This is a genomic window from Agreia sp. Leaf335 (genome assembly GCF_001423605.1).
In the GTDB taxonomy this organism is placed as follows: domain Bacteria; phylum Actinomycetota; class Actinomycetes; order Actinomycetales; family Microbacteriaceae; genus Agreia.
Genome location: NZ_LMOQ01000003.1, coordinates 386,810 through 409,140 on the forward strand (window position 1 = coordinate 386,810; position 22,331 = coordinate 409,140).

General features: G+C 67.2%; 19 protein-coding genes. 9 read left to right on the forward strand and 10 right to left on the reverse strand.

What is annotated here, in order from left to right; all coding sequences use genetic code 11:
* Positions 1-9: 9 nt before the first annotated feature.
* A complete protein-coding gene (locus tag ASF79_RS12130) occupies positions 10-1,260 on the reverse strand; it encodes an Nramp family divalent metal transporter (protein WP_055855275.1) in 1,251 nt (416 codons plus the stop codon).
* Between the two features lie 108 nt (positions 1,261-1,368).
* Here ASF79_RS12130 and ASF79_RS12135 point away from each other — a divergent pair, with 108 nt between their 5' ends.
* From ASF79_RS12135 to ASF79_RS12145, 3 genes are all read left to right on the forward strand, one after another.
* Positions 1,369-2,046: a TrmH family RNA methyltransferase gene (locus ASF79_RS12135; RefSeq protein WP_055778793.1), complete on the forward strand. Its 678-nt coding sequence runs from the start codon at positions 1,369-1,371 to the stop codon at positions 2,044-2,046.
* Positions 2,043-3,101, forward strand: coding sequence for a glycoside hydrolase family 6 protein (locus ASF79_RS12140; RefSeq protein ID WP_055855277.1), 1,059 nt, complete (start codon positions 2,043-2,045; stop codon positions 3,099-3,101). Before ASF79_RS12135 ends, ASF79_RS12140 begins: the two co-directional genes overlap by 4 nt.
* 76 nt (positions 3,102-3,177) lie before the next feature.
* A complete protein-coding gene (locus tag ASF79_RS12145) occupies positions 3,178-4,101 on the forward strand; it encodes a response regulator transcription factor (RefSeq protein ID WP_055778789.1) in 924 nt (307 codons plus the stop codon).
* Positions 4,102-4,104: 3 nt separating this feature from the next.
* On the opposite strand, the gene ASF79_RS12150 is transcribed toward ASF79_RS12145, so the two are convergent.
* Positions 4,105-4,467: a hypothetical protein gene (locus tag ASF79_RS12150; protein WP_146077691.1), complete on the reverse strand. Its 363-nt coding sequence runs from the start codon at positions 4,465-4,467 to the stop codon at positions 4,105-4,107.
* Positions 4,464-5,909 carry a glycosyltransferase gene (locus tag ASF79_RS12155; RefSeq protein WP_055778784.1) on the reverse strand — a complete coding sequence of 482 codons (1,446 nt, stop codon included), beginning with the start codon at positions 5,907-5,909 and terminating at the stop codon, positions 4,464-4,466. Before ASF79_RS12155 ends, ASF79_RS12150 begins: the two co-directional genes overlap by 4 nt.
* Positions 5,910-6,037: 128 nt before the next feature.
* On the opposite strand from ASF79_RS12155, the gene ASF79_RS12160 reads away from it, so the two are divergent.
* Positions 6,038-6,655 (forward strand): hypothetical protein, encoded by a 618-nt coding sequence (locus ASF79_RS12160; RefSeq protein ID WP_055779862.1) that lies wholly within the window; start codon positions 6,038-6,040, stop codon positions 6,653-6,655.
* Between the two features lies 1 nt (position 6,656).
* On the opposite strand, the gene ASF79_RS12165 is transcribed toward ASF79_RS12160, so the two are convergent.
* A complete protein-coding gene (locus ASF79_RS12165; RefSeq protein ID WP_055855279.1) occupies positions 6,657-7,817 on the reverse strand; it encodes a GGDEF domain-containing protein in 1,161 nt (386 codons plus the stop codon).
* A complete protein-coding gene (locus tag ASF79_RS12170) occupies positions 7,814-9,442 on the reverse strand; it encodes a sensor histidine kinase (RefSeq protein ID WP_055855281.1) in 1,629 nt (542 codons plus the stop codon). Before ASF79_RS12170 ends, ASF79_RS12165 begins: the two co-directional genes overlap by 4 nt.
* Before the next feature lie 133 nt (positions 9,443-9,575).
* Here ASF79_RS12170 and ASF79_RS12175 point away from each other — a divergent pair, with 133 nt between their 5' ends.
* The 3 genes from ASF79_RS12175 (at position 9,576) to ASF79_RS12185 (ending at position 15,893) form a co-directional block, all read left to right on the forward strand.
* A complete protein-coding gene (locus ASF79_RS12175; protein ID WP_055856071.1) occupies positions 9,576-11,108 on the forward strand; it encodes a molybdopterin-dependent oxidoreductase in 1,533 nt (510 codons plus the stop codon).
* Between the two features lie 72 nt (positions 11,109-11,180).
* Positions 11,181-13,061: an HSP90 family protein gene (locus ASF79_RS12180; RefSeq protein ID WP_055855283.1), complete on the forward strand. Its 1,881-nt coding sequence runs from the start codon at positions 11,181-11,183 to the stop codon at positions 13,059-13,061.
* Entirely contained in the window at positions 13,062-15,893 is a 2,832-nt protein-coding gene (locus ASF79_RS12185; RefSeq protein WP_055855286.1) for a hypothetical protein, read from the forward strand.
* 13 nt (positions 15,894-15,906) lie between these two features.
* Here ASF79_RS12185 and ASF79_RS12190 read toward each other — a convergent pair whose 3' ends face one another.
* From ASF79_RS12190 to ASF79_RS12205, 4 genes are all read right to left on the reverse strand, one after another.
* Positions 15,907-17,913 carry a YhgE/Pip family protein gene (locus ASF79_RS12190; protein WP_055855288.1) on the reverse strand — a complete coding sequence of 669 codons (2,007 nt, stop codon included), beginning with the start codon at positions 17,911-17,913 and terminating at the stop codon, positions 15,907-15,909.
* Positions 17,910-18,680 carry a hypothetical protein gene (locus tag ASF79_RS12195; RefSeq protein ID WP_055855290.1) on the reverse strand — a complete coding sequence of 257 codons (771 nt, stop codon included), beginning with the start codon at positions 18,678-18,680 and terminating at the stop codon, positions 17,910-17,912. The genes ASF79_RS12190 and ASF79_RS12195 overlap by 4 nt, the downstream gene beginning before the upstream one ends.
* The gene (locus ASF79_RS12200; RefSeq protein ID WP_235480543.1) at positions 18,677-19,384 is read right to left on the reverse strand and encodes a TetR/AcrR family transcriptional regulator; all 708 of its coding nucleotides are present in this window, start codon (positions 19,382-19,384) and stop codon (positions 18,677-18,679) included. Before ASF79_RS12200 ends, ASF79_RS12195 begins: the two co-directional genes overlap by 4 nt.
* Before the next feature lie 63 nt (positions 19,385-19,447).
* A complete protein-coding gene (locus tag ASF79_RS12205; RefSeq protein WP_055778765.1) occupies positions 19,448-19,720 on the reverse strand; it encodes a thioredoxin family protein in 273 nt (90 codons plus the stop codon).
* A gap of 60 nt (positions 19,721-19,780) precedes the next feature.
* Here ASF79_RS12205 and ASF79_RS12210 point away from each other — a divergent pair, with 60 nt between their 5' ends.
* Positions 19,781-20,266, forward strand: coding sequence for a DUF3151 domain-containing protein (locus ASF79_RS12210; protein ID WP_055778762.1), 486 nt, complete (start codon positions 19,781-19,783; stop codon positions 20,264-20,266).
* On the opposite strand, the gene ASF79_RS12215 is transcribed toward ASF79_RS12210, so the two are convergent.
* Positions 20,257-20,895, reverse strand: coding sequence for a Pr6Pr family membrane protein (locus ASF79_RS12215; protein WP_156351720.1), 639 nt, complete (start codon positions 20,893-20,895; stop codon positions 20,257-20,259). The genes ASF79_RS12210 and ASF79_RS12215 overlap by 10 nt on opposite strands.
* A 145-nt stretch (positions 20,896-21,040) precedes the next feature.
* Here ASF79_RS12215 and ASF79_RS12220 point away from each other — a divergent pair, with 145 nt between their 5' ends.
* Entirely contained in the window at positions 21,041-22,327 is a 1,287-nt protein-coding gene (locus ASF79_RS12220) for an adenylosuccinate synthase (protein WP_055855293.1), read from the forward strand.
* Positions 22,328-22,331 lie beyond the last annotated feature (4 nt).

Sequence of the window (22,331 nt, forward strand, 5' to 3'; positions counted from 1 at the left end):
AGCCTAGGCTCATGCCCCCGTGAAGATGAGCACGAGCAGGGTCACATTGAGAGTCACGAGCAGCACCGACGCAATGACTCCGGCGACGGTGGTGTGCCAGCGGTTGGTGAACTCCCCGAGCAATGGACGCCTCGAGGTCAGCCAGACCAACGGGATGAGAGCGAACGGAATGCCGAACGAGAGCACGACCTGGCTGACGACGAGAGCCCAGGTGGGATCGATTCCGATCCCCAGAATGACGAGCGCCGGAAGCAGGGTGACGAGGCGGCGCCAGACGATCGGCACGCGCAACCGCAGGAGGCCCTGCATGATCTCGGCCCCCGCGTAGGCTCCGACCGAGGTCGACGCGAGACCGGATGCGAGCAGCCCCACGGCGAACAGCGTCGCGACGACGCCGCCCATGGCCTGCCCGATGGCGGCGTGCGCACCCTCGAGCGTCTCGGTGCCCGCGACGCCCTGCAGAGAGGTTGCCGCGAGGAGCAGGATGGCGAGATTCACGGTTCCCGCGATGACGAGTGCGATCGTGACGTCCCATCGGGTGGCCGTGATGAGGCGCTTCGTGGTGTGGTCGGCGGCCCGAACGACGAAGCGGTCGCGCGTCAGGGCCGAATGCGCGTAGATGGCGTGCGGCATGATCGTGGCGCCGAGAATGGATGCCGCGAGCAGCACCGAAGACGGGCCCTCGAAGCGGGGCACGAGGCCGCCCGCTACGGAGGCCGCGTCGGGCGGGTTGATGACCACGCCGGCCGCGAAGCCCACCGCGATGATCACGAGCATCGAGATGATGACGCGCTCGAATGTCTTCTGTCGCCCCGAGCCTTGAAGGATGAGGACCAGCATCGAGACGGTGCCGGTGATCACGCCGCCGAGCAGCAACGGCAGATCGAAGAGCAGAGAGAGGGCGATGGCCCCTCCGATGATCTCGGCGAGATCGGTCGCCATGGCGACGAGCTCGGCCTGCACCCAGAAGAGTCGACGACCCCAGAGCGAATCGATGCGCTCTCCGAGCAGCTCGGGCAGGCTCTTCCCGGTCACGATGCCGAGCTTCGCCGACAGGTACTGGATGAGCCACGCCATGACGTTGCCCAGCACCACGATCCACACGAGCAGGAAGCCGAACGTCGCGCCGGCGGTCATGTTGCTGGCGACATTGCCCGGGTCGAGATACGCGACGCCCGCGACGAGGGCTGGGCCGAGCAGCCACACCAGGTGTGAACCGCGCGGCGTTGTCGGCTTCGTCGCGGAAGAGGCTCGGAGCATGTGGCCACTGTAGCGAATATTTAGGCGCGCCTAAAAGTGAATCTCAGGAACCTGTGACGACTCGTCGCTGGAACCGGGCCCGGGAACGGAGGCCGGTAGCCTGAGAGCATGTCCGATGAACCGATTCCCGCCCCGCAGAATCCGTCTGTCGAACTGACCACCAACGGCGTCGGCCCGTGGCAGGGCGAATGGCCCGACGATGATTTCTATGACGCCGAGCTGCTGGCATCCGGCGACTCCCGCAACGTGATCGACCGCTATCGCTACTGGCGCATGGACGCGATCGTCGCCGATCTCGATCTGACCCGTCACCCGTTCCACGTGGCGATCGAGAATTGGCAGCACGACCTCAATATCGGGTCGATCGTGCGCAGCGCCAACGCGTTCGGTGCCGACACCGTGCATATCATCGGGCGCCGGCGTTGGAACAAGCGCGGAGCCATGGTGACCGATCGCTACCAACATGTTCTCCATCATCCCGACGTCGAGACGTTCGTGGCGTGGGCGGCGGATGCGGGTCTGCCGGTCATCGCGATCGACAACGTGCCCGGCAGCGTCATCATCGAGACCTTCTCGCTGCCGGCCTCATGCGTGCTGCTCTTCGGGCAGGAGGGCCCCGGGCTCTCCTCGCCCGCACTCGAGGCGGCCGATGCGATCGTCGAGATCAGCCAATTCGGGTCGACCCGCTCGATCAACGCCTCGGCGGCGGCAGCGGTCGCAATGCACGCCTGGATCCTGCAGCACGTCGCATTCGCCGGCGCCGCCCCGGATACACTTACCCAGTGACGTCTAAAGGCTCGCGCATCGGGGTAGCGATCGCCATCGTGGCGCTGACCCTGCCCATCGTCGCTCTCGGCGTCGTCTTCACGGGGTTGGTCACGGCGCCCATGGTGTCGTCCGAGTCGGCACCCGGCACCGATTCGAATGGTGAGGTCGTCATCGACAACCCGTTGCAGGGCGACACCTTCTATGTCGATCCCGACTCTCTTGCGGCGAAGGCCGCGGCCGCATCCGCTGCCGCCGATGCGGGTGTCGCGGATCAGCCCGTCGCTCCGTCGGCCGGCACCGAGGTGCTCGACAAACTCGCCGCCGTGCCCACGGCGATCTGGCTCGTGCCCGAGCGCAACCCGACCGCCACGATCGCGGCGACGGTGACTCAGATCCTCGACTCGGCAGAGTCTCAAGGAGCCACTCCGATCTTCGTCGTCTACGGAGTGCCGAACCGCGACTGCGGCAACCAGTCGGCCGGTGGCCTCACGGCAGCCGAGTACCCCCTGTGGACGGCCGAGATCGCCGGCGCGATCGCCCAGCGCTCAGCCATCGTCGTTCTCGAACCGGATGCTCTCGCCCTGGCGACGCAGTGCGGCAACGTCGACGAGCGCGTCGCCCAGGTGAAGGGTGCAGTCGACACCTTCGCCACGACCAAGGCCACCGTCTACCTCGACGGCGGGCACTCGACCTGGCTTCCCGCCACTCAGATGGCCGATCTGCTGACGCGCGCCGGCATCGCGCAGACCCGTGGCTTCGCAACGAACGTCTCGAATTACAACGCCACCGTGAAAGAGCGCGCCTACGGCGAGAAGCTCTCTGCCCTCACGGGCGACTCGCACTACGTCATCGACACGGGCCGAAACGGCAACGGTTCGAACGGCGAATGGTGCAATCCCTCGGGGCGCGCGCTGGGAGTGGAGTCGAGCGTCATCACGAACGCCGGACACCTCGACGCGCAGCTGTGGATCAAGCCGCCGGGCGAGAGCGATGGTGCCTGCAACGGCGGACCGACGGCGGGAACCTGGTGGCCGCAGAGCGTGAGCGAACTGGCCGCCAATGCCGGCTGGTAGCCGCACGCTTTGATATCGTGCACCGTACGTCGAAGGATTGGGGATCACTGTGAGCTTTGACGCGCAAGAGAGACGAATGGCCGTCATCATCGAGGACGATGCCGACATCCGGCACCTGCTCGAGAGCGTTCTGACGCAGGCGGGGTTCGACGTGATCGCCACGAGCAACGGCCACGATGGCATCCAGGCGGTGCGTGCCTACGAGCCGATCGTCACCACCCTCGACGTGAGCATGCCCGGCATGGACGGCTTCGAGGTGGCGAAGCGTCTGCGCACGTTCAGCCAGACCTACATCGTCATGCTCACGGCCCGCGACGAGGAGATCGACACCCTGCAGGGCCTCGAGGCCGGTGCCGACGACTATCTGACCAAACCGTTCCGCCCGCGCGAGCTGCGCGCCCGCATCGACGCGATGCTGCGTCGTCCGCGCATGGCGACGACCGAGGAGCCCGCAGCGGCCGTACCTGCTGCTCCTGCGGCAGCGCCCGCTCCCACAGCAGCACCCGCTCCTGCGGCAGCCCTGGTCGCCGAGGCGCCGGTTGCCGTCGCCCCCGCGCCGGTCGGCGAGCCGAGCACGCGCACCGGCGCACACGCGGCCCCGGGTGTTCCCGATGCCGCGCCGGAAGCGGCTGCCCCGGTCGGGCGCGAGACGTCGGAAGACGGCGGCGAGGGATGGATCGGCCACAACGGTCTGCGTCTCAATCGAGAGATGCGACTGGCCTCGCTCGATGGGAGAGACCTCGATCTCACTCGCACCGAGTTCGATCTGCTCGTCGCGGTCGTGGAATCGCGGCGGCGGGTTCGAACCAAGGCCGACCTCGCGCTGCTGCTGCGCGGCGAGAGCTACGTGACCGCCTACTACGTGACCGAGGCCGACAAGCGGGCCGTCGAGGTGCACATGGGCAATCTGCGCAAGAAGCTCGGCGACAGCCTCACCGCGCCGCGCTGGCTCGAGACCGTGCGCGGCGTGGGCTACAGGCTCGCTGCAGCAGACGAGTAGCCGTCAGACGCTCGAGCTGAGACCGAACCGTGCGTCGAGCTCGACGCAGGTCTCCTGTCCTACCTGGTCGAGTCGACCGATGTGACGCGCGCATCCCTCGAGGTCTTGACGATCGAGCGAGCTGTGCATCAGCGTCGCTGTCGCCTCGATGATCTGAGCGCCGATCATCTTGCTCGATGACCGGATGCTGAGGAGCACGACGTGTGCCTCCTCAGCGTCTCGGATCTCGAGGGCGTTCGTCAGCCTCCGGACACGGGTCTCCCAGAGGCTGACGAAATCACGGGCGAACCGAGAACGCGCTCCCTCGTCCCGACCCACCGCTGAAAGCAGATCGTGGAGGGCGTCCTCGTCGAGTAGACGACTCATACCTTGTAGCCGTGCTGACGCTTGACGAGCTTGGCGAACATGGTGAGCGTCTGGAGCACGGTGATGACACCGAGCACGGGCCAGCCGATCCAGAGAATGGTCGACTGGGCGACGATGGGCAGCTGCATCCAGATGACCACCATCGCCACGACGATGCCCGCGGCGACGAGAAGCGGCGTGAGGTAGGCGTTGCCCGAGCCGCGCTCGGCCTTGGCCTGCTCGGCCCAGTTGTCGACCTGCTTGTTGCTGGCGAACTTCGACCAGGCCCGAACGAAGTGGCCGATACGAACCCACATGTAGAGCTCGGCGGGGAACATCGCCATAGCGAAGAAGGTGTCCCGCCAGCTGCGGTTCTTCATAGATGCGGCTGTGCGCCAGTTCAGCAGAATGGCCACGAGCGGCGGAACGAGCCAGACCGGGCTGAACACAAATGCGCCGATCGAGAGCGACGCGATGAGCAGCAGGAAGAAGAGCCCTCGGGTCACGATGTTCGCGACCATCGAGAAGTTCTCGAGCCACCGCAGACGCAGGTTGGGGTGGAGGGGCTGCCCCTTGGTGTCACCACGCTGTCCGGGCCACATCAGTTCGATGGCGCCGAAGTTCCACTTGACCTGCTGGGCGTCGAGGCCGCGAAGCGTGGTCATGCCGCCGACGTTGGCGCGGGCGCGGGCCGAGATCTTGGTGAGGTAGCCGGCGCTCTTGATCTGCAGCGAGAGCAGGGAGTCCTCGACCTCGGAGTCCTTGACCCACGGCGTCGCCTGGTGGCTGTCGACCATGACCTCGCGCAGTGCCTTGATCGAGAAGATCGAGAATTGGCCGCCGAGAACGGCCATGTTGCGGCCGCGGAGCATGTTCTGCATGTTGAACGCGGCGAACTGTGCGCGCTGGCCCGAGATGAGGAACTTGGCCATCGTGCCCTTGATGGGCGCCTCGTCGATCGAGTAGATCGCCGAGATGCCGCCGATGCGGGTATCGGATGCGATCTCCGCCTCGAGCGACTCGACGGCGGTGACGTCGGCCGTGGTGTCACCGTCGACACCGAGCAGGTAGTCGCAGCCCTCGACGAGCGAGAACCCGTAGTTGAGAGCGCCGACCTTCTTGTCGGGGTTTTCGCCGATGTCATGGATGAAGATCTCGGTCTCCTGCGTCACACCATTGTCGGTGCGGCTGTGGGGGCCGGCGAACTCGCTGGCGATCTCGACCGTCTTGTCGGTGGAGTTGTTGACGACCACGTGGATGACGTCGGGAAGGCGGGTCTGCGCCAGGAGCGATTCGAGCACCTGGGCGATGGAGTCCGCCTCGTTGTAGGCCGGAACGATGCAGCCGACCATCGGGCGGTAGCTCGGCAGGGCGTCGACGATGTCGATGAACTCGGTCGCATAGGCGGCGAGGGCGGGGTCGACGTCCGGCTGGGGCTTCACGTAACGGTTCGTGTCGGTCATGAGTGCAACTCTGTCGCACCCAAATCAGGCTTTCGGCAAGTCAAAGACAAGGTCTCCACAAGATATGCTCAAGATTCGCGCATCCCAGGTCTGGGGTGGGGGCAGATGATGGCACGGGGGAGTGGCGCATGTTTCGGGTCAGCGGGAAGAAAGCGGTCGCGACCGCTGCTCTGGGGGCAGCCCTCGTTCTGACGATGAGCGGATGCGGCACGGCTCCATGGGCCGTCGGCACGACATCCGCAGCCACATCGACCAAGACCTCGACTCCCACGCCCAAGGCCACGATCACCTCGATCGTCAACGAGCTCGCCACGGGGTCTGCCCAGCATCAGCTGCAGGCCGGAGATGCGGCTCTGACAGCCAACTACTGGTCGACGCTGAGCATGGACCAGTGGAAGGCCGACGCCAACAAGCCCATCAGCTTCTCGCTGATCGGAGCCCTCGGAACCGATGAGGGGCAGGGCGTGTACCTGTCGCGGGTCAGCCTGGTGGTCGCCGTATCCGGGCCCAAGGGATCGTTGGAGTCGCCGGCGCCGCTGAGCGACCAGTCGACCGTGGCGCCCGGCTACGACATCAAGTCGCCCTACAGCTACAGCCAGACATTCATCCTGCCGGCCGTGGACCCTGCCGCCACGAGCGTCACGCTGTCGTTCACTTATGAGCTGCTCATCCAGACCACCCCGACCTCCGGGGCCTACGCGAAGCAGACGGCCAGCGACCAGATCACGATCGCGATCGCGGAGTAGCTCAGTCGCTTGTGCCGACCACGATGTGGTTGCCGCCGGCGGACTTGACCTGTTCCACCGAGCTCACGACCGCGGCGGTCAGGGCGGTCAGAGCGTAGCCGTGATCGAACGACGTGGCGATTCCGAGGCTCGCCGTGAGTCTGATCTTCTGTCGGTCGGGCAGGGGCGTGTCGACGAGGGCTATCTGGATGCGCTCGGCCAACGCGAGCGCCTCGGTCTCGCTGGCGACAGTTGCGAGGACGAAGAATCGGCCGGCCGACGGATGCCCGATGGCCGCCATGATGGGGACGGTCATGCGCAGGGTCTGAGCGAACGTCGAGATGGCCTCGTCGCCGGCCCCGCGCCCGAAGGCAATATTCACCTCGGGCAGTCGATCGACGTCGGCACCGATCAGGGCGATTCCGCCCCGGGCGGCTTCGGCTCTCTCGAGGTGATCTTCGGCGGTCTGCACGAAGGATTCCGCCGACAGGACGCCGGCCCGAGAGAAGATGCCGTCGCTGAGGTCGCCCACCGCGCTGTCCGCACCGCGTTCGACGCGGAGAACCGAGACGGCGATCGCCGCGCTGATGATCAGGGCCATGGTCACGACGGCCGCTATGCCGGAGTTGAAGTAGGTGCTGAACGACCTGCCCTCGGGTCCGGATACCAGGAATGAGATCGTGCGGGCGAGCATGAAGACCGCGACGACCCACAGCACGATGCTGAGCGCGCGACCGTTGATGTTGCGGCGCAGCCGACCTCGCTGCAACTCGATCGCGCCGAGCGCGCTGAGGGCCGTGAGCCCGAGCCACAGCACGGGGGCGCCGGCCCAGGTGCCCGCGTCGGCAGCCTGCAGGGCGGTGGCGACCACCACGACCAGAGCGACCACTGCGACGATCCATAGCCGGGGCGACCGACCGTTGTGCAGGCGAGCGCCGCTCCAAAGGGCACCGACGGCGGCGATGTACGCGGCGTTGCCGACGAGAAGCCCCCACCAGGCATCCGGGACCGCGGCCTCGACCCCGTAACCGGCGGCCACGACGATGCCGCTGATGAAGCCCAGGCTCCAGATGCGACCGGTGGAGTCGTTGCGGGTGAACGAGGTGTTGAGAATGAACGAGATGCCGCAGAGTACGACGGCCAGGCTCGACATGGCCATCAAGGTGAAGCTGTCGAGGTTCATAGAGCGGCCTTCGATTCGGGCGATGGATCCCCGGCGGGCTCGCGGTCTTTCATGGGAACGGTCATGATCGCGGTCGTGCCCTTGCCTCGTTCGGACTCGAGACGGAGGTCGCCCCCGTGCTGATTCACGATATCCCGACTGATGCTCAGTCCGAGGCCGGAACCGTGCACGGCGGAGTTGCGCACGGAGTCGGCGCGGTAGAAGCGGTCGAACAGGTGCGCCTGCTCGGAATCCGTCATGCCTCGCCCCGTGTCGTGCACCCGCAACTCGGCCACGCCGCCCGTTGCGGCTCTGAGCGAGACGTCGATGCGGCCATAGGCCACGTTGTACTTCACCGCGTTGGAGAGGATGTTGTCGATGACCTGGCGGAGCCGGAAGGCATCCGCGTCGAAGACCAGCGTCTCGAGCTCGGGAGTGCTGAAGGTGATGTGGTTGATCGACGCGACGGGGGTGATCGACTCGATACCGTCTCGCACCAGCTGGGCGAGGTCGCACGGCGCGAAGACCATCAGAAGGGTCTGCGTGGACTCGCTCGCCGCCGTGAGCAGATCGGCCACGATGCCGAGCATCCGGTCGGCGTTGCGCGACGTGATCTCGAGCATCGCGCGAGTGGTGTCGGAGATGTCCTCGTCGAGAGCCAGCTCCGTATAGCCGACGATCGACGTGAGGGGCGTGCGGAGCTCGTGCGACACCGATGCGACGAGGTCGTCGCGGGCCTTCACCGCCTTGAGCTCGGCGGTGATGTCGCGGAACACGATGACGCCGCCGTCGTAGCGACCACGCTCGTCGATCACGGGGCGCGACGAGGTGAGGATGGCGGCCTGAGCCTCTCCGGGTTCGCCGAACCAGACCGTCTCGCGGTCGATGGACTCGCCCTGCAACGCCCGCTGGAACGGCCTCTCGTGCTCCTCGTACGGCGTGGTGCGGTCTTCGCGGTAGATGACCGCGGGAACGATCGCATCCTGTCCGAGGGCGTAGGGGGCCACCATCTGGCGCTGTGCCCGGTTGATCAGGTTGACGCGGCCGGAACCGTCGAATCCGATCACGCCGAAGTCCACGGCGTCGAACAGTTCGTCGAGAGTCTGCTTCTGGCGCCTCGAGCTCTGCAGCGCCTGCTCGAAGAGATCGGCCTGCTGCTGAAGCAGCGAGCGTTGGGCGGCGGCCCGCCGGGTCGTCGAATAGACGGTGGTGGCGACGAAGGCGAGCACGATGGGTACGACACCGAGGCGAGGAAGGATCGCCGGGTCGATCGTCTCCGAGTTGTTCCTCAGGAACTCGCCACCCCAGGTGAGGATGGCGGGAAGCACCACCGAGACGGCGGCACCCCAGAGCCCGAAGTGCATCGACATCCAGATGGCCGGAAACACGAACAGCAGGGTGGCGCCGAGCTGTGGCTGATCCTGTCGGATGAGCGAGATCGCGATGATGTCGAGCACGGGGAGAACGGCGATCCACCCCTTGGCGAAACGGCGCCACGGAACGGCTGCAGAGAGCCCGGTGATGGCGAAGATCGCGACCACCCCGGCGAAGAACATCGGAGACGCGAGCGCGAGCGGATCGATGAGAAACGAGATCGTCGCGAGCACCAGCGTGGCGCCCGCCAACAGCAACTGCGAAAGGAACACGCTGCGCTCGACGGCAGAACGGACGACCGCCCTACTGTCCCCCGACACAGCTACCACTGTCGTAGCGTAGCAACCGCTTCGTGGCACGGAATACCCAGCCCCTCTCACGGAAGCAGCGCGTAGGGTCGTGCTCATGCGAACACATGGGATGTCGGCACTGGTCGGACTGCTGTCGGCTCTCGTGGTGCTCGCGACGGCCGAGGTCGTCGCCATCTTCATCTCGAGTTCTTCGTCGCCGTTCTTCGCTGTCGGCCAGCTGGCCATCGACCTCGCGCCGGCCTGGCTCAAGGAGTCGATGATCGCCCTGTTCGGCACGGGTGACAAGATCGCGTTGTTCGTCATTCTCGGGGTTGTCGTCGTGGCTTTCGCGGCCCTCGCCGGTGTGCTCGAACGGCGTCGACCGCCACTCGGCGTCGTGATCCTCATCCTGTTCTCGGCGGTCGCCGTTGTGGCCGTTCAGACCCGTCCTGAGGCGAGCGCCCTGTGGGCCTTCCCGACCGTGTTGGGAATGATCGCCGGCGTGCTCGTGCTGCGCACGGGCATCCGGCGCCTGGACGCGTGGCTCGAGGTGCCCGAGGCCGCGCGCACCGGTATGCAGCGCAGGCAGTTCCTGACCTTTGCCGGCGTCACGGGCGCGACGGCTCTGATCGTCGCCATCGGCGCCCGAGCGATGAACGCCAGCACGGCGGCCGTCACTGCGATCCGGCAGGCGATCGCGTTGCCCGCTCCGGCCACGGCCGCACCGGCCATCGACCCGGCCACCAGCCTCGACGTCGAGGGCATCAGCACGCTGATCACGCCGAACGAGCAGTTCTACCGCATCGACGTCGCCCTCCAGGTTCCACAGATCAATCCAGACGACTGGCAGCTGAAGATCACCGGGCTCGTCGACACAGAGGTCACGATCGGCTACGCCGAACTGCTCGCCCTTCCGCTCACCGAGCATGTGACCACGATCGCGTGCGTATCGAACGAGGTCGGCGGCGGGCTGATAGGAACGGCGACGTGGCTCGGCTACCCGATCCGTGAGCTGCTCGCCCGCGCCGGCGTGCAGTCGGATGCCGACATGGTGCTGTCATCGGGGCCCGACGGTTTCAGCGCCGGCACGCCCCTCGAGACGCTCACCGATCCTGGTCGGGAAGCCCTGCTGGCCGTCGGAATGAATGGCGAGCCGCTGCCCACGGAGCACGGTTTTCCCGCGCGCATGATCGTGCCCGGCCTGTTCGGTTACGTCTCGGCCACCAAGTGGGTCACCGAGATGAAGGTCACGCGATTCGCCGACGCCGAGGGGTACTGGACCCCGCGAGGATGGGACGCTCTCGGACCTGTCGTGACGCAGTCGCGCATCGACGTTCCGCTGTCGGGCCAGACCGTCGCATCCGGAACCGTCGCCATAGCGGGCGTCGCGTGGGCGCCGCACACGGGAATAGCCGGAGTCGAGGTGCGCATCGACGGCGGCGCCTGGCAGAAGGCGACTCTCGCGCCCGGCATCTCCGACGACACATGGGTGCAGTGGGTACTGCAGTGGCAGGCATCGGAGGGCGCCCACACGATCGACGTGCGGGCGACCGACAAGTCGGGGTACACGCAGACAGACAGGCAGGCGCCTCCCGCTCCGAGCGGCGCGACCGGATGGGACACGACCCGAGTCACCGTCGAGGGCTGACCTCGCGCGTACCGCGGGGTGTGCGCCCGGCAGGTACTGTGAACGACGGGATAGATCGTGAGGGAGAGCAGTGTGTCTCGAACAGATGGCGTCGCGCCCGGGGCGCCGAGGCCTTTTCAGGTCGACCTGCGCGGCGTGGTCGATCTTCTCTCGAGGCATATCTACTCGAGCCCTCAGGTCTTTCTCCGCGAGCTGCTGCAGAACGGGCGCGACGCGGTCATAGCCCGACGCCAGCAGCTGGCGGAACCGATCGCCGGGGGCGGCGGAATCTGGATCACGCCCGCCGACGCCGAGGGCGGGGAATTCGTCTTCCGCGATGACGGCGTCGGGCTGACACTCGCCGATGTGGGGGAGTTGCTCGCCACGGTGGGCCGGTCGTCGAAGCGGGATCTGTTCGACCTTCCGCGAACCGACTATCTGGGGCAGTTCGGAATCGGACTGCTCAGCTGCTTCATGGTGGCGGACCGCATCGTGATCCACTCGCGACCGGCGGCCGGAGGCCCGGGCGTCGAGTGGATCGGGGCGACCGACGGAACCTACACGGCCCGAGAACTCGACGAGCACGAGACCGCGGCGCTGGCAATCGGCACCGAGGTGCGACTGGCACCCCTCGCCGGCATGTCCGAGACCCTGTCGAGTGCATCGATCGTGGCACTCGCGACGCGCTTCGGCGAGTACCTCGACCTGCCCGTGCGCATCACGCTGCCGCGCGGAGGCGAAGAGATCATCAATCGCGACGCGGTCTTTCTGCAGGCCAACGTGGAGCCGTCGGCAGAACTCGTCGCATACGGCGCAGAGCTGCTCGGAGCGACCCCCTTCGACGCCATCCCTCTCGTCGTTCCCGGAACTGCGACGAGGGGTACGGCCTTCGTTCTTCCCTACGCGCCCCCTCCAGGCTCCCGCCAGTCGACCCGTGTCTACCTCGGCCGGATGCTGCTCGGCGAACGCATCGACGAGTTGCTTCCCGACTGGGCGTTCTTCGTTCGCGCCGTCATCGATACCGAGGGTCTGCAGCCCACCGCATCGCGCGAGCAGCTGGTCGAGAACGAGTCGCTCGAGTACACCCGCTCCGAGCTCGGGGCCGCGCTTCGGCGATGGATTCTGCAGAAGGCGCTGGCCGAGCCGCACCGGCTCGCCGAGTTCGTCGCCATCCATCACGTGGCGCTCAAGTCTCTCGTGGTGCACGACGACGAGCTCGCCGGCGTTCTGGCGCGCTGGCTGTCTGTCGAGACATCGGCGGGCCCGATGACCCTCGACGCGGTGATGCAGCTCTCGGCGCACGTGCGCTACGCCGAGACGGTCGACGAGTTCAGGCAGGTCGCGGCCTTCGCCGATCGATCGTCGCCGATCGTGAACGGCGGGTACATCTACGATGCCGAGATCGTGCGTCGGCTGCCCGACATCGTGGCCGGTGTGACCGTCGAGCGCGTCACCGTGCTCGGAGAACTCGACAACCTCGACTCGCCCCCGATGGCAGACCGGCCCGTGGCCCACACCCTCGAGCAGCGCGCCACAGAGGCCCTGCGTCAGGTCTCGTGCGACGTCGATGTGCGGGGCTTCGAGCCGGCCGACCTGCCTGCGCTCGCGGTCGCAGACCCCGACGCCCTGCGATCGATCGGCCGCGCTGCATCGCAGGAGACGGCGCCCCCGCTGTGGGGCTCCGTTCTCGGTCGCGTCGACAAGGCGGCTGCAGCGCAGCGTGGTGGGCAGACGTCGGCCCGCCTCAGACTCTGCCTCAACTGGAACAATCCGCTGGTGCGCACCCTCGCGACAACCGACGACGACGCCGTCTTCAGCCGGAGCATCCAGCTCGTCTACGTTCAGGCCCTGCTCGCGGGCCACAGGCCGCTGCAGGCCGCCGACCGCCGGATGCTCACCTCGGCCCTCTCCGACCTCGTTCATCTCAGCGTCGGCCTGCCTGGTTATTCCTCTCGAGAAAGCGACGAGTCGTAGATGTCACGCAGCACGATCCTGGAGTTGTTCACGCAGATCGACGCCCTGCCCTTCGGTGCCGCCGAGCGGTCGCTCATCGACCAGGCGATCGCGCTTGCCGACGAGACGGGCGAAGACGCCCTCGGCTACGAGGCTCGGCTCCGGCTCACCGCATCCGCCAAGATGACGGGCGACACCGACGCCATGCTGGCGTCGTTCGGTTGGTGCCTCGGCAAGCACGACAGCGACCCCGCCCGCTTCCCGCTGAAGGTGGGCGAGCTCGATCTGCTGTGGCAGTTCAAGTGGATGGCGGGCACCCTCGGCGCGTCACCGGTCTTTCCGCGCGCCGAGATCGAGGCCGTGCTCGACGAGATGGAGACGCGGTATCGGAGGGCAGGGGTCGGCCTGAGCGGCGTGCTCCAAGCACGCTTCGACGATGCGGTCGACAACCTGAGCGACGCGGAGGCCGAGAGCGCCCGGGCGGCTCTCCGACGCGAGCCTCGCGACGAGTACAGCCACTGCGAGGCCTGTGTGCGAAGCGAAGACGCCGCCTATCTCGCGTCTGTGGGGCGCGAGGCCGAGGCACTCGAACGATTCGACGAGATCATCGAACAGAACCTGAGCTGCGGCGAGGAGCCGGAGACGGCCCTCGGCCGCGGGCTGCTCTCGTGGCTTCGCGCCGGCGAACTCGACACGGCGAAGGCGGCCCACCTGCGCAGCTACCGTCTGGCACGCTCGAGCTCGGACAACATCGGCATCATCGCGAACCACCTCGTCTTCTGCGCCGTGACGGGCAACGAGGCTCGCGGCCTCACCCTGCTCGAGCGCCACATCGGCTGGCTCGCCCACGACTCGCTCAACGCCCGAGCACACTTCGCCGCGCTGCGCGCATTCGGCGTTCTGCTCGACGCGGTCGTTCGAAGCGGCCACGGCGATGCTGCGGTGCGTGGCTCGGGCGCCGCCGCGCTCGAGCCGTTCTTCGGCCCGCACGACGGTGACTGGAGCGCGGAGGACCTCGCCGCCGCATCCTGGCTCGCCGCCGAACGCGTGGCCAGCGCCTTCGACGAACGCAACGGCAACGATCGGCACAGCGGGCTCGTCGAGCGGTCTCGCGCGCTCGCCGACGAGCACTACGAGCTGCCGCTGCAGGGTGAGGGCTTCCTCCCCAGCATCCCGTCGGCGACAGAGGCCGACCCGACGGATGCCGATGGCTGGCTCGTTCGCGCCCGAGAGCTGATGGGAACGGGCGCCTACGGTGATTCCGTGGCGGCCGCCCGACGAGGTCTCGAGGCCGCGCGACTCGAGAGCGTTCCTCTCGACCGAAGCCCGGCCGGGCGCATCCGGTCGTTGCTCTACGCCGTGCTCATTCAGGCCCTGATCGCTGCGGGAGATCTCGACGAGGCCGCCGCACGCCAGATCGATCGCATCGCGGTGCTGCGCGACATGGGGTGCGACGACCAGGCCGATGTCGAGGTCGTGCTCGGACTCATCATGCTCGGCACGGCCGTCGACGACGACGTGCACGTCCTCGAGATGACGCTGCAGGCGGCGGATGCGCGGGGAGCCGATAGCGAGACCCGGGCCGATCTCGCACTCACGCTCGGGTCCCTGCACCTGCAGGAGGGGCGCGCAGAACACGCTCTCGTTCTGTTCCGTCGGGCGGGCGATCTGCTCGACGAGGCGCCCGACAGCCCCATGCGGATCTCGGCTCTCATGTTCTTGGCGCACGCGCTCGCGAGAACCGACGAGCTCGCCGAGGCGGTCGTGACTCTCGACCGTCTGCTCGAGCTCGACCTCGATCGCGCGTTCCGAGCCACGGCTCATCATCTGCTGGCGCAGCTCGCCGGCGCCGAGGGAGAAGTCGAACCGGGCCTGGCAGCTGCTGATGCCGCCCTGGCGCTGTGGACACGCCTCGGCCATCGCTCCGGCATGGTCGACTCCGCCGTGCTCAGTGCGTCGCTGCTGCGCGACGCCGGTCGGCTCGACGAGGCCGTGACCCGATGGCGGCTGGCCGTTCGCGAGGCCGAGCTGGCAGAGAGGCCGGATGTCGACGGGTTGCGATACGGCCTGGGTCGCCTTCTCGTGCAGGCAGGTCAGCCCGAGGCGGCGGCCGAGGTTCTCGACGACGTCTACTCCTCGGAGGTCTCGTCGGAGGCAGCTCCGGGCGCGCGAGCCGAGACGCTGTTCTGGCTCGGACAGGCGCACAGGCAGTCCGGGGACGGGTCCGCCGCCTATGGTTCCTGGACCGCCGCCGTCGAGCTCTACACCGAAGCCGGAGACCCGATCGGGGCGACGCAGGCGGGCATCGCGCTCGGCGGTCTCCTGCTGTCGTACGACGACGAGCAGTGCATCTCGGTGTTGGAAGACGCTCTGGCCACGGCGCGGGGTGCCGACGAGCTGCAGCTCCTGGTCGAGGCTCTGCACTCCCTGGGTCGCGCCCGGTGCCGCTTCGGAGACGATGCAGGTCTCGACGAGCTCGACGAGGTTCTCGCCATTGCACGGGCCGAGGAGGCGGAGTGGCTCGTCGCCGATGTCACCGACTCGAAGGCGCGGGCACTGCAGCAATTGGATCGCCTGGCCGAGGCCGTGCCCGTGGCGCTCTCGGCGTCTGACGGCTACGCGGCATGCGGCGACGACGTGGCCGCGGGGCTCGCCGAATTGCTTGCAGCGCGCATGCTCGTCGCCCAGCAGAACGCCGAGGCGGCCGTCACGATCTACCGGGGCGCGGTCGAGGGCTTGGGCGACGTTCCGCAGGCGCGGGTCGCTGCGACCCTCGAGCTCGGCGACGTGCTCGAGCAGCTGGGTCGCCACGCCGAGGCCGCCGAGGCTCGCGCGTCGGTCGACGCGGGCTGACGCGCGGGCGGGATCAGCCGATCAGCGAGGGTCGCAGGTCGCGCAGAGTCCGCGTTCTCGTCATGCGACGGGCGCCGATCCACGACAGGGCGAGCGCTCCGAGCAGGAATGCGAGCAGCACGGCCACGTCGGCCCACGCCAGCGCCAGGTTGCCGCCGTACATGAGTTGCCGGATACCGTCGACCGCGTATCCCATCGGCAGCGCGTGGTGCAGCGCGGCGAGCGGGCCAGGCAGCGTCTGCCACGGGAACGTGCCGCCGGCCGTGACGAGCTGCAGCACCATCAGCACGAGCCCGAGGAACTGCCCGACGCTGCCGAGCCACACATTCAGCGCCAGGATGATCGCGGCGTATGTCACCGAGGTCACGATCATGAATCCGAGCATGCCCAGCGGATTCGCCACCTGGTAGCCGAGGGCGAGGGTCACGATGCCGAACACGGCGATCATCTGCACGGCGCCGAGGATGGCGGGGGTCATCAGCCCGGACAGGGCCACCCGACCGGGCTTGCGGAGAGCAGTGAGAGCGCGCTTCGACAGAGGCTTGATGATGAGGAACAGGGCGTAGATGCCGATCCACGCTGCAAGGCTGATGAAGAACGGGGCCATTCCGGCGCCGTAGGTGCTGGCCTTGGTGACCGCGCTCGTGTCGATCGCAGCCGGGTCGGAAATGACCGAGGCGCTCTTCTCGCGCTGCGCGGCTGTCTCGATGGGCAGCTTGCCGAGCCCCTCAGTGAGGCCGGTCGACAGCTTGTGCGCTCCGTCGTCGAGCTTCAGGATGCCGGTCTGCAGATCGGTTGCGCCTGTGGCGAGAGCCGGGGTGCCGGCCGCGAGGGTGGCGCTGCCGTCGGCGAGCTGCTGGGTGCCCGCGGCCAGGGTGGATGCGCCGGCCGAGGCATCCGAGATGCCGCCGGCCAGCGTCGGGGCTGAGGCCGCGAGGGTCGCGGTGCCGTCGGCTACCTGCTGGCTTCCCGAGGCGAGGGCGGCGAGCTTGCCGTTCAGATCTTGGATCTTCGCGTTGGCGTCGGTGACCTGCTGACCGATCGGGTCCAGTGCCGCGAGGAGCTGGTCTGCCTGTTGCTGGGTGATGACCTTGTCTGTGACGAGCTGCGCCACCTGGTCGGTGAGCTTGGCCTTCGTCTGGGGCAGGTCCGTTGCGATGGTGTTCGCCTGGGCTGCGTAGGTCGCTCCGGTGGTTGCGAGCTCGGCGTTACCGGCCGCTACCTGCTGGGCGCCGGTATTCAGCGCCGCCGTGTCCGCGGGAAGCGACGACGTCGCGTTGGCGAGCTGCTGCAAACCGGAGCTGAGGTCGGAGGCGCCGGTGTTCGCCTGTGCCGCGCCGGTCGCGAGCTGCTGCGCGCCGTCGTTGGCGGATGCGGCGCCCGCCGCGAGCTGGGAGGAGCCATTGGCAGCCGTCGTCGTGCCGTCTGCGAGCTGGTTCGCGCCGTCGATGGCGGTCTCGAGGCTCGTGCCCACGTCGGCGAAGCCGTCGAGGAACTTCAGCGCAGCCTCTTTTCCGACCTTCTCCGCGATCGACGAGCGCACCTTCTCGGCGACGTTCCCCGCAATCGTGGTGGCGAGAAAGCTGTTCGTGTCGTTGGTCGTCAGCTCGACCGACGCCTGCTTCGGGGTCGTGGTGACGGGCGACGTGAGATCGGTCGAGAAGTCCTTTCCGAGGGTGAGCACGAAGTCGAACGTTCCGTCGCTGACTCCCGTCTTCGCCTCGGCCGAGGTGGCCTCGATCCACTTGACGCTGTTGTCTTTCAGCAATTCGTCGCGCACCTCGTCTCCATAGTTCACGGTCGAGGCGGTTCCGTCGGCGTCGGTCTGCGTGGCGCCCGCGTCTTCGACGACGAGCCCCACGGGCACGTCCTTGAGGTTGCCGTAGGGGTCGTTGTTGCCCCAGAGGTAGAGCCCGGCGTAGATGATGGGCACGCACATGAGCGCGATGAGCGCCAGGATGCCCATCTTCGATGAGGTGAGTCGGCGCAGTTCCGCGCGGACGAGCGTGACGATGGTCATTTCGTGTCTTCTTCTTCTACGACTTCGGGTTCTTCTACGACTTGGGGTTCTTCTGAGCTGTCGGGTTCTTCGGCGACCGCGGGTTCTTCTTCGACGACGGGTTCTTCTACGACTTCGGGTTCCTCGACGACCTCGGGCAGCACGTGCTTGGGAGCCACCGTGGCTTCGGGCTCGGCGAGCGCCGCGTCGAGCAGCGCCACGGAGGCCGCGCCGGCGATCACCAGCACCCCGTAGCCGCGTTCTGCCAGTCCTTCGGCGATCGGATACCACTCGAGCGGATCGCCGCCGTGCCGATCCGGAGACGTGAGGACAAGGGCCTCGACGCTGTCGCGCATGGCCGCCAACTCGGCGAGCACGTGCAGCCGCACGGTGGCGGGCACATGTTCGATGGGCGTACGGGCGAACTCCCGGGCGCCGAGGGTGTCGAGCGTCTCGAGCACGGCCTTCGACGACGAGGGCCTGTCGGCGAACATCAACTCCTCCTGCACGATGCCATCGAGACGCAGGCCGCTGGCCGGCTCCGAGATGTCGGGTGCGTCGACGATGGCCACGGATGCGCGCAGCTCGTCGCCGCTCATCTCGGGCTCGCGGGTCACCGACCCGTGCTCCGGAATCATGCGCCCGCTCGCGATCAGCGCGAGCAGCGTCGGCCGCTGAGCCGTCTCCGTCGCCACGAGGGTGACGGAGCCGCTCTCGAAGCCGACCGTCGTGGGGGGCAGCGCATCCGCGCCTTCGCCCGCGGTCACATCGACGAGGTCGATTCTCATGCTGTGGCTCCTGTTGATTGTTCTGACAGACGGGGGGATGCCTCGGGCTGGGCCTCGAGGGCGAGTTCGGGCGAGGTGTCGATGAGCCCTGCTGCCTCGCGCCACGACAGCCCTGCGGTGCTGAGCGCCACGAGCATGACGAGCCTGTGCCCCTCGGCGTGAGAGATGTCGTCGCGAACGGCCTCGTCGAGTACCGAAAGGGCAGCGCCTTCGATGAGGCGAGCCAGGGTGCGTGGTTCGATGTCGGTGCGCAGATGACCTGCGGCGACGCCCTGCAGAACGATTTCCAGCACTCCCTGGCGAATGGGCTCGAGGCCCTCGGCGACGATGTCGCGACGGGGGCCGCGGATGGCCAACTGGGCGGTCACGCGCACATCTTCGACCTCGCTCCAGAGGCGGGCGCCGACGAGTGCCAGCGCGACGCGGGCATCGGGGTGGCGGATGGGCGCGAGCGCGGCGGTGACCCGGGCGATACCGCGGTCGTTGAGCTCGGCGACGAGCTCGTCGCGTGTGCTGAAGTGGCCGTAGATCGAGCGACGCGACAGCCCGGCGGCCGATGCGATCGTCTCGAGCGAGGCATCCGGATCATGATTCAGCTCGGAGATCGCGGCGTCGAGAATGGCGACCCGGTTCTCTGCTGCGTCGCGTCGGGGTGCGCGGGTCGGCCGGGGGATTCGGCGCGAGGAGGTGCTGGTGTCGGTCACCCGTCGATTCTATTAACTTGCACATTCGTGTGCAACTTATTTAGGGCGGTCCTCAGGCGATGGTCAGCCGAGGTGGCGGGCGAGAAGGCTCAGCACTTGATCGGCCGTCGGAACGCCGGAGGCCCGGGCGAGTTCCGCGCCTGATTCGTCGCGAACCACGACGGTCGGCGTCGCCACGATGTTCGCCCGCTCCGCGTCATCTGGGTTCGAGGCCACGTTCGATTCGCTGAACTCGACACGGTCTCGAACGAAGGGCTGCACCTGCTCGAGAACGCTCCGGGTCAGCGTGCACGCGCCGCAGAAGCTCGAACTGTAGAGGTGAACGGAGAGCGGCATACGTAGTGCAACGCGATCGGCGCCCCGGGATTCCCGACGCCGCTGGCGTACCATCGACGTATGAGCGGCGACAACCTCCTCGGCCTGCCCGAGACACTCCTTCCTGAAGACACGGCTGTTATGGAGGCGCTCGCGCAGCGTTCTCCCGCGACGGCGGCAGATCTCGGCGAGCTGGTCAAGCAGTTCCCCACCTCGTCGCTGCTGTGGGCGCTGCTGGCCGAAGAGCTGTGGGCAGTCGGTGCGGTGCTGCCGTCGTACGCCTATGCCCGGGTCGGGTACCACCGCGGCCTCGACGCACTGCGCAAGGGTGGCTGGCGCGGGCAGGGCCCGGTTCCCTGGTCGCACGAGCCCAACCGTGGAGTGCTTCTCTCGCTCTACACGCTGCGACGCGCCGCCGAGGCGTTCGGCGAGGTCGACGAGGTAAAGCGACTCGGAGACTTCCTGCAGATGTCAGATCCCAGGGCGATCGACGCCATCGAGGCGACGATCCGGCCCGTCAACGATCAGCCGGTAACCGAGGCCATCATCATCCGCGGTCAGGACTGACGCCGAATCGCTTCTCTGCCCACGCGCCTGCTGTAGACGATCGCGAGTGCGGCCAGTCCCAGCAGTACGAGGCTGAGTGCCACGATGTAGGCGATCACGCTGCCCCAGCCCGCGGTCGCCGGATCGAGGAACGGGTACGGGTAGATGCCGTTCGACACGGCTCCGCGCACCAGGGAGTAAGCGAGCCAGAGCAGCGGGTAGATCATGACGACCCGGAGGGCTTTCCAGCTGAGGGCGGGTCGACCGGGTGAGATGAGCCAGTCGAGCACGATGAGAATCGGAATCCAGACGTGGATGACCTCGTTCGGCCAGCTGAGCCCTTGGAACCCGTTGTAGGGCACGTTTCTCAACAGCAGGTTGTAGACGCCCGCGGTGATGATCGCGTAGGTGAGCGTCGCCATCCGCACGGTGGTGAAGAGTTCTGTATCGCGCGACAGACGGAACGCGAGGATGCCCCCGACGATGAAGACGACGATGTTCATCAACGACGTCTCGATGGTGAAGTAGCTGAAGTACTCCCACGGGTCGAAAGCGTTGTTCACGACCCGGTCGTTGATCTGAATGACGATGGTCACCAACAGCCCGATGCCCGCCAGAAGGCGCACCGCTCCCACAAGTCTTCTGCTCATGACATCGATTCGTAGCAGACCAGATTGGGGGTTGCCCTTGTCGGCGAAATCTCAGGCATGCGCCCTCCGTTACTATGGGGTGGAATCTCTTAGCGGGTTCCGGCCACTCCTCGATACCGAGGCTTCTGACCGATAGGACATATTCATGCCAGCGATCGTTCTCATCGGCGCCCAGTGGGGCGACGAGGGCAAGGGCAAGGCCACCGACCTCCTGGGCGACCGGGTCGACTACGTCGTCAAATTCAACGGCGGCAACAACGCCGGCCACACCGTGGTCGTCGGCGACAAGAAGTACGCTCTGCACCTCCTGCCGTCAGGCATTCTGAGCCCCGGCGTCACCCCGGTCATCTCCAACGGTGTCGTCGTCGACATCGAGGTGCTCTTTCACGAGCTCGAGGCGCTCGCGGCCCGCGGCGTCGATGTGTCGAAACTGCTGGTCTCGGCCAACGCCCACGTCATCACCGCCTACCACCGCACCCTCGACAAGGTCACCGAGCGCTTTCTCGGCAAGAAGCAGATCGGCACGACGGGCCGAGGCATCGGTCCCAGTTACGCCGACAAGATCAACCGCGTCGGCATCCGCATTCAAGACCTCTTCGACGAGGGCATCCTGCGCCAGAAGGTCGAGGGCGCACTCGATCTCAAGAACCACATCCTCGTCAAGGTCTACAACCGTCGCGCCATCACGGCCGACGAGGTCATCGACGATCTGCTGAGCTACACCGATCGGCTGCGCCCGATGGTCGCCGACACGTCGCTCGTGCTCAACCGCGCACTCGACGAGGGCAAGACCGTACTGTTCGAGGGCGGCCAGGCGACCATGCTGGATGTCGACCACGGCACCTACCCCTTCGTCACGTCCTCGAATGCCACGTCGGGTGGTGCGGCCACCGGTTCGGGCGTCGCTCCCAACCGCATCGACCGCGTGATCGCCGTGGTGAAGGCCTACACGACGCGCGTCGGCGCCGGTCCGTTCCCCACCGAGCTCTTCGACGAGTCGGGCGAATTCCTGCGCTCGCAGGGCTTCGAGTTCGGCACCACCACCGGTCGGCCCCGTCGCTGCGGCTGGTACGACGCGCCGATCGCCCGCTACAGCGCCCGCATCAACGGTGTCACCGACTTCGTTCTCACCAAGCTCGACGTGCTCACGGGTCTCGAGAAGATCCCGGTCTGCGTGGCCTACGACGTCGAGGGAGTGCGCGTCGACGAGGTTCCTGTCTCGCAGTCGGACTTCCACCACGCCGTGCCGATCTACGAAGAGTTCCCGGGGTGGAGCGAAGACATCACGGGTGCCCGCGAGTTCTCCGACCTGCCGGTCAACGCGCAGAACTACGTCTTGGCCATCGAGAAGATGAGCAACGCCCGCATCTCCGCCATCGGCGTCGGCCCCGGTCGCGACGAGATCGTCGTGCGCCACGACCTGCTCGAGTAGCGGT

What these genes read in the sequence shown, in the direction of transcription:
- ASF79_RS12210 (WP_055778762.1), top strand. Translation starts at nt 19,781, where the DNA reads ATGAGCGGCGACAACCTCCTCGGCCTGCCCGAGACACTCCTTCCTGAA.
- ASF79_RS12220 (WP_055855293.1), top strand. Translation starts at nt 21,041, where the DNA reads ATGCCAGCGATCGTTCTCATCGGCGCCCAGTGGGGCGACGAGGGCAAG.
- ASF79_RS12165 (WP_055855279.1), bottom strand. Translation starts at nt 7,817, where the DNA reads ATGAACCTCGACAGCTTCACCTTGATGGCCATGTCGAGCCTGGCCGTC.
- ASF79_RS12185 (WP_055855286.1), top strand. Translation starts at nt 13,062, where the DNA reads ATGTCACGCAGCACGATCCTGGAGTTGTTCACGCAGATCGACGCCCTG.
- ASF79_RS12135 (WP_055778793.1), top strand. Translation starts at nt 1,369, where the DNA reads ATGTCCGATGAACCGATTCCCGCCCCGCAGAATCCGTCTGTCGAACTG.
- ASF79_RS12150 (WP_146077691.1), bottom strand. Translation starts at nt 4,467, where the DNA reads ATGAGTCGTCTACTCGACGAGGACGCCCTCCACGATCTGCTTTCAGCG.
- ASF79_RS12215 (WP_156351720.1), bottom strand. Translation starts at nt 20,895, where the DNA reads ATGAGCAGAAGACTTGTGGGAGCGGTGCGCCTTCTGGCGGGCATCGGG.
- ASF79_RS12175 (WP_055856071.1), top strand. Translation starts at nt 9,576, where the DNA reads ATGCGAACACATGGGATGTCGGCACTGGTCGGACTGCTGTCGGCTCTC.
- ASF79_RS12205 (WP_055778765.1), bottom strand. Translation starts at nt 19,720, where the DNA reads ATGCCGCTCTCCGTTCACCTCTACAGTTCGAGCTTCTGCGGCGCGTGC.
- ASF79_RS12130 (WP_055855275.1), bottom strand. Translation starts at nt 1,260, where the DNA reads ATGCTCCGAGCCTCTTCCGCGACGAAGCCGACAACGCCGCGCGGTTCA.
- ASF79_RS12195 (WP_055855290.1), bottom strand. Translation starts at nt 18,680, where the DNA reads ATGAGAATCGACCTCGTCGATGTGACCGCGGGCGAAGGCGCGGATGCG.
- ASF79_RS12160 (WP_055779862.1), top strand. Translation starts at nt 6,038, where the DNA reads ATGTTTCGGGTCAGCGGGAAGAAAGCGGTCGCGACCGCTGCTCTGGGG.
- ASF79_RS12155 (WP_055778784.1), bottom strand. Translation starts at nt 5,909, where the DNA reads ATGACCGACACGAACCGTTACGTGAAGCCCCAGCCGGACGTCGACCCC.
- ASF79_RS12145 (WP_055778789.1), top strand. Translation starts at nt 3,178, where the DNA reads ATGGCCGTCATCATCGAGGACGATGCCGACATCCGGCACCTGCTCGAG.
- ASF79_RS12190 (WP_055855288.1), bottom strand. Translation starts at nt 17,913, where the DNA reads ATGACCATCGTCACGCTCGTCCGCGCGGAACTGCGCCGACTCACCTCA.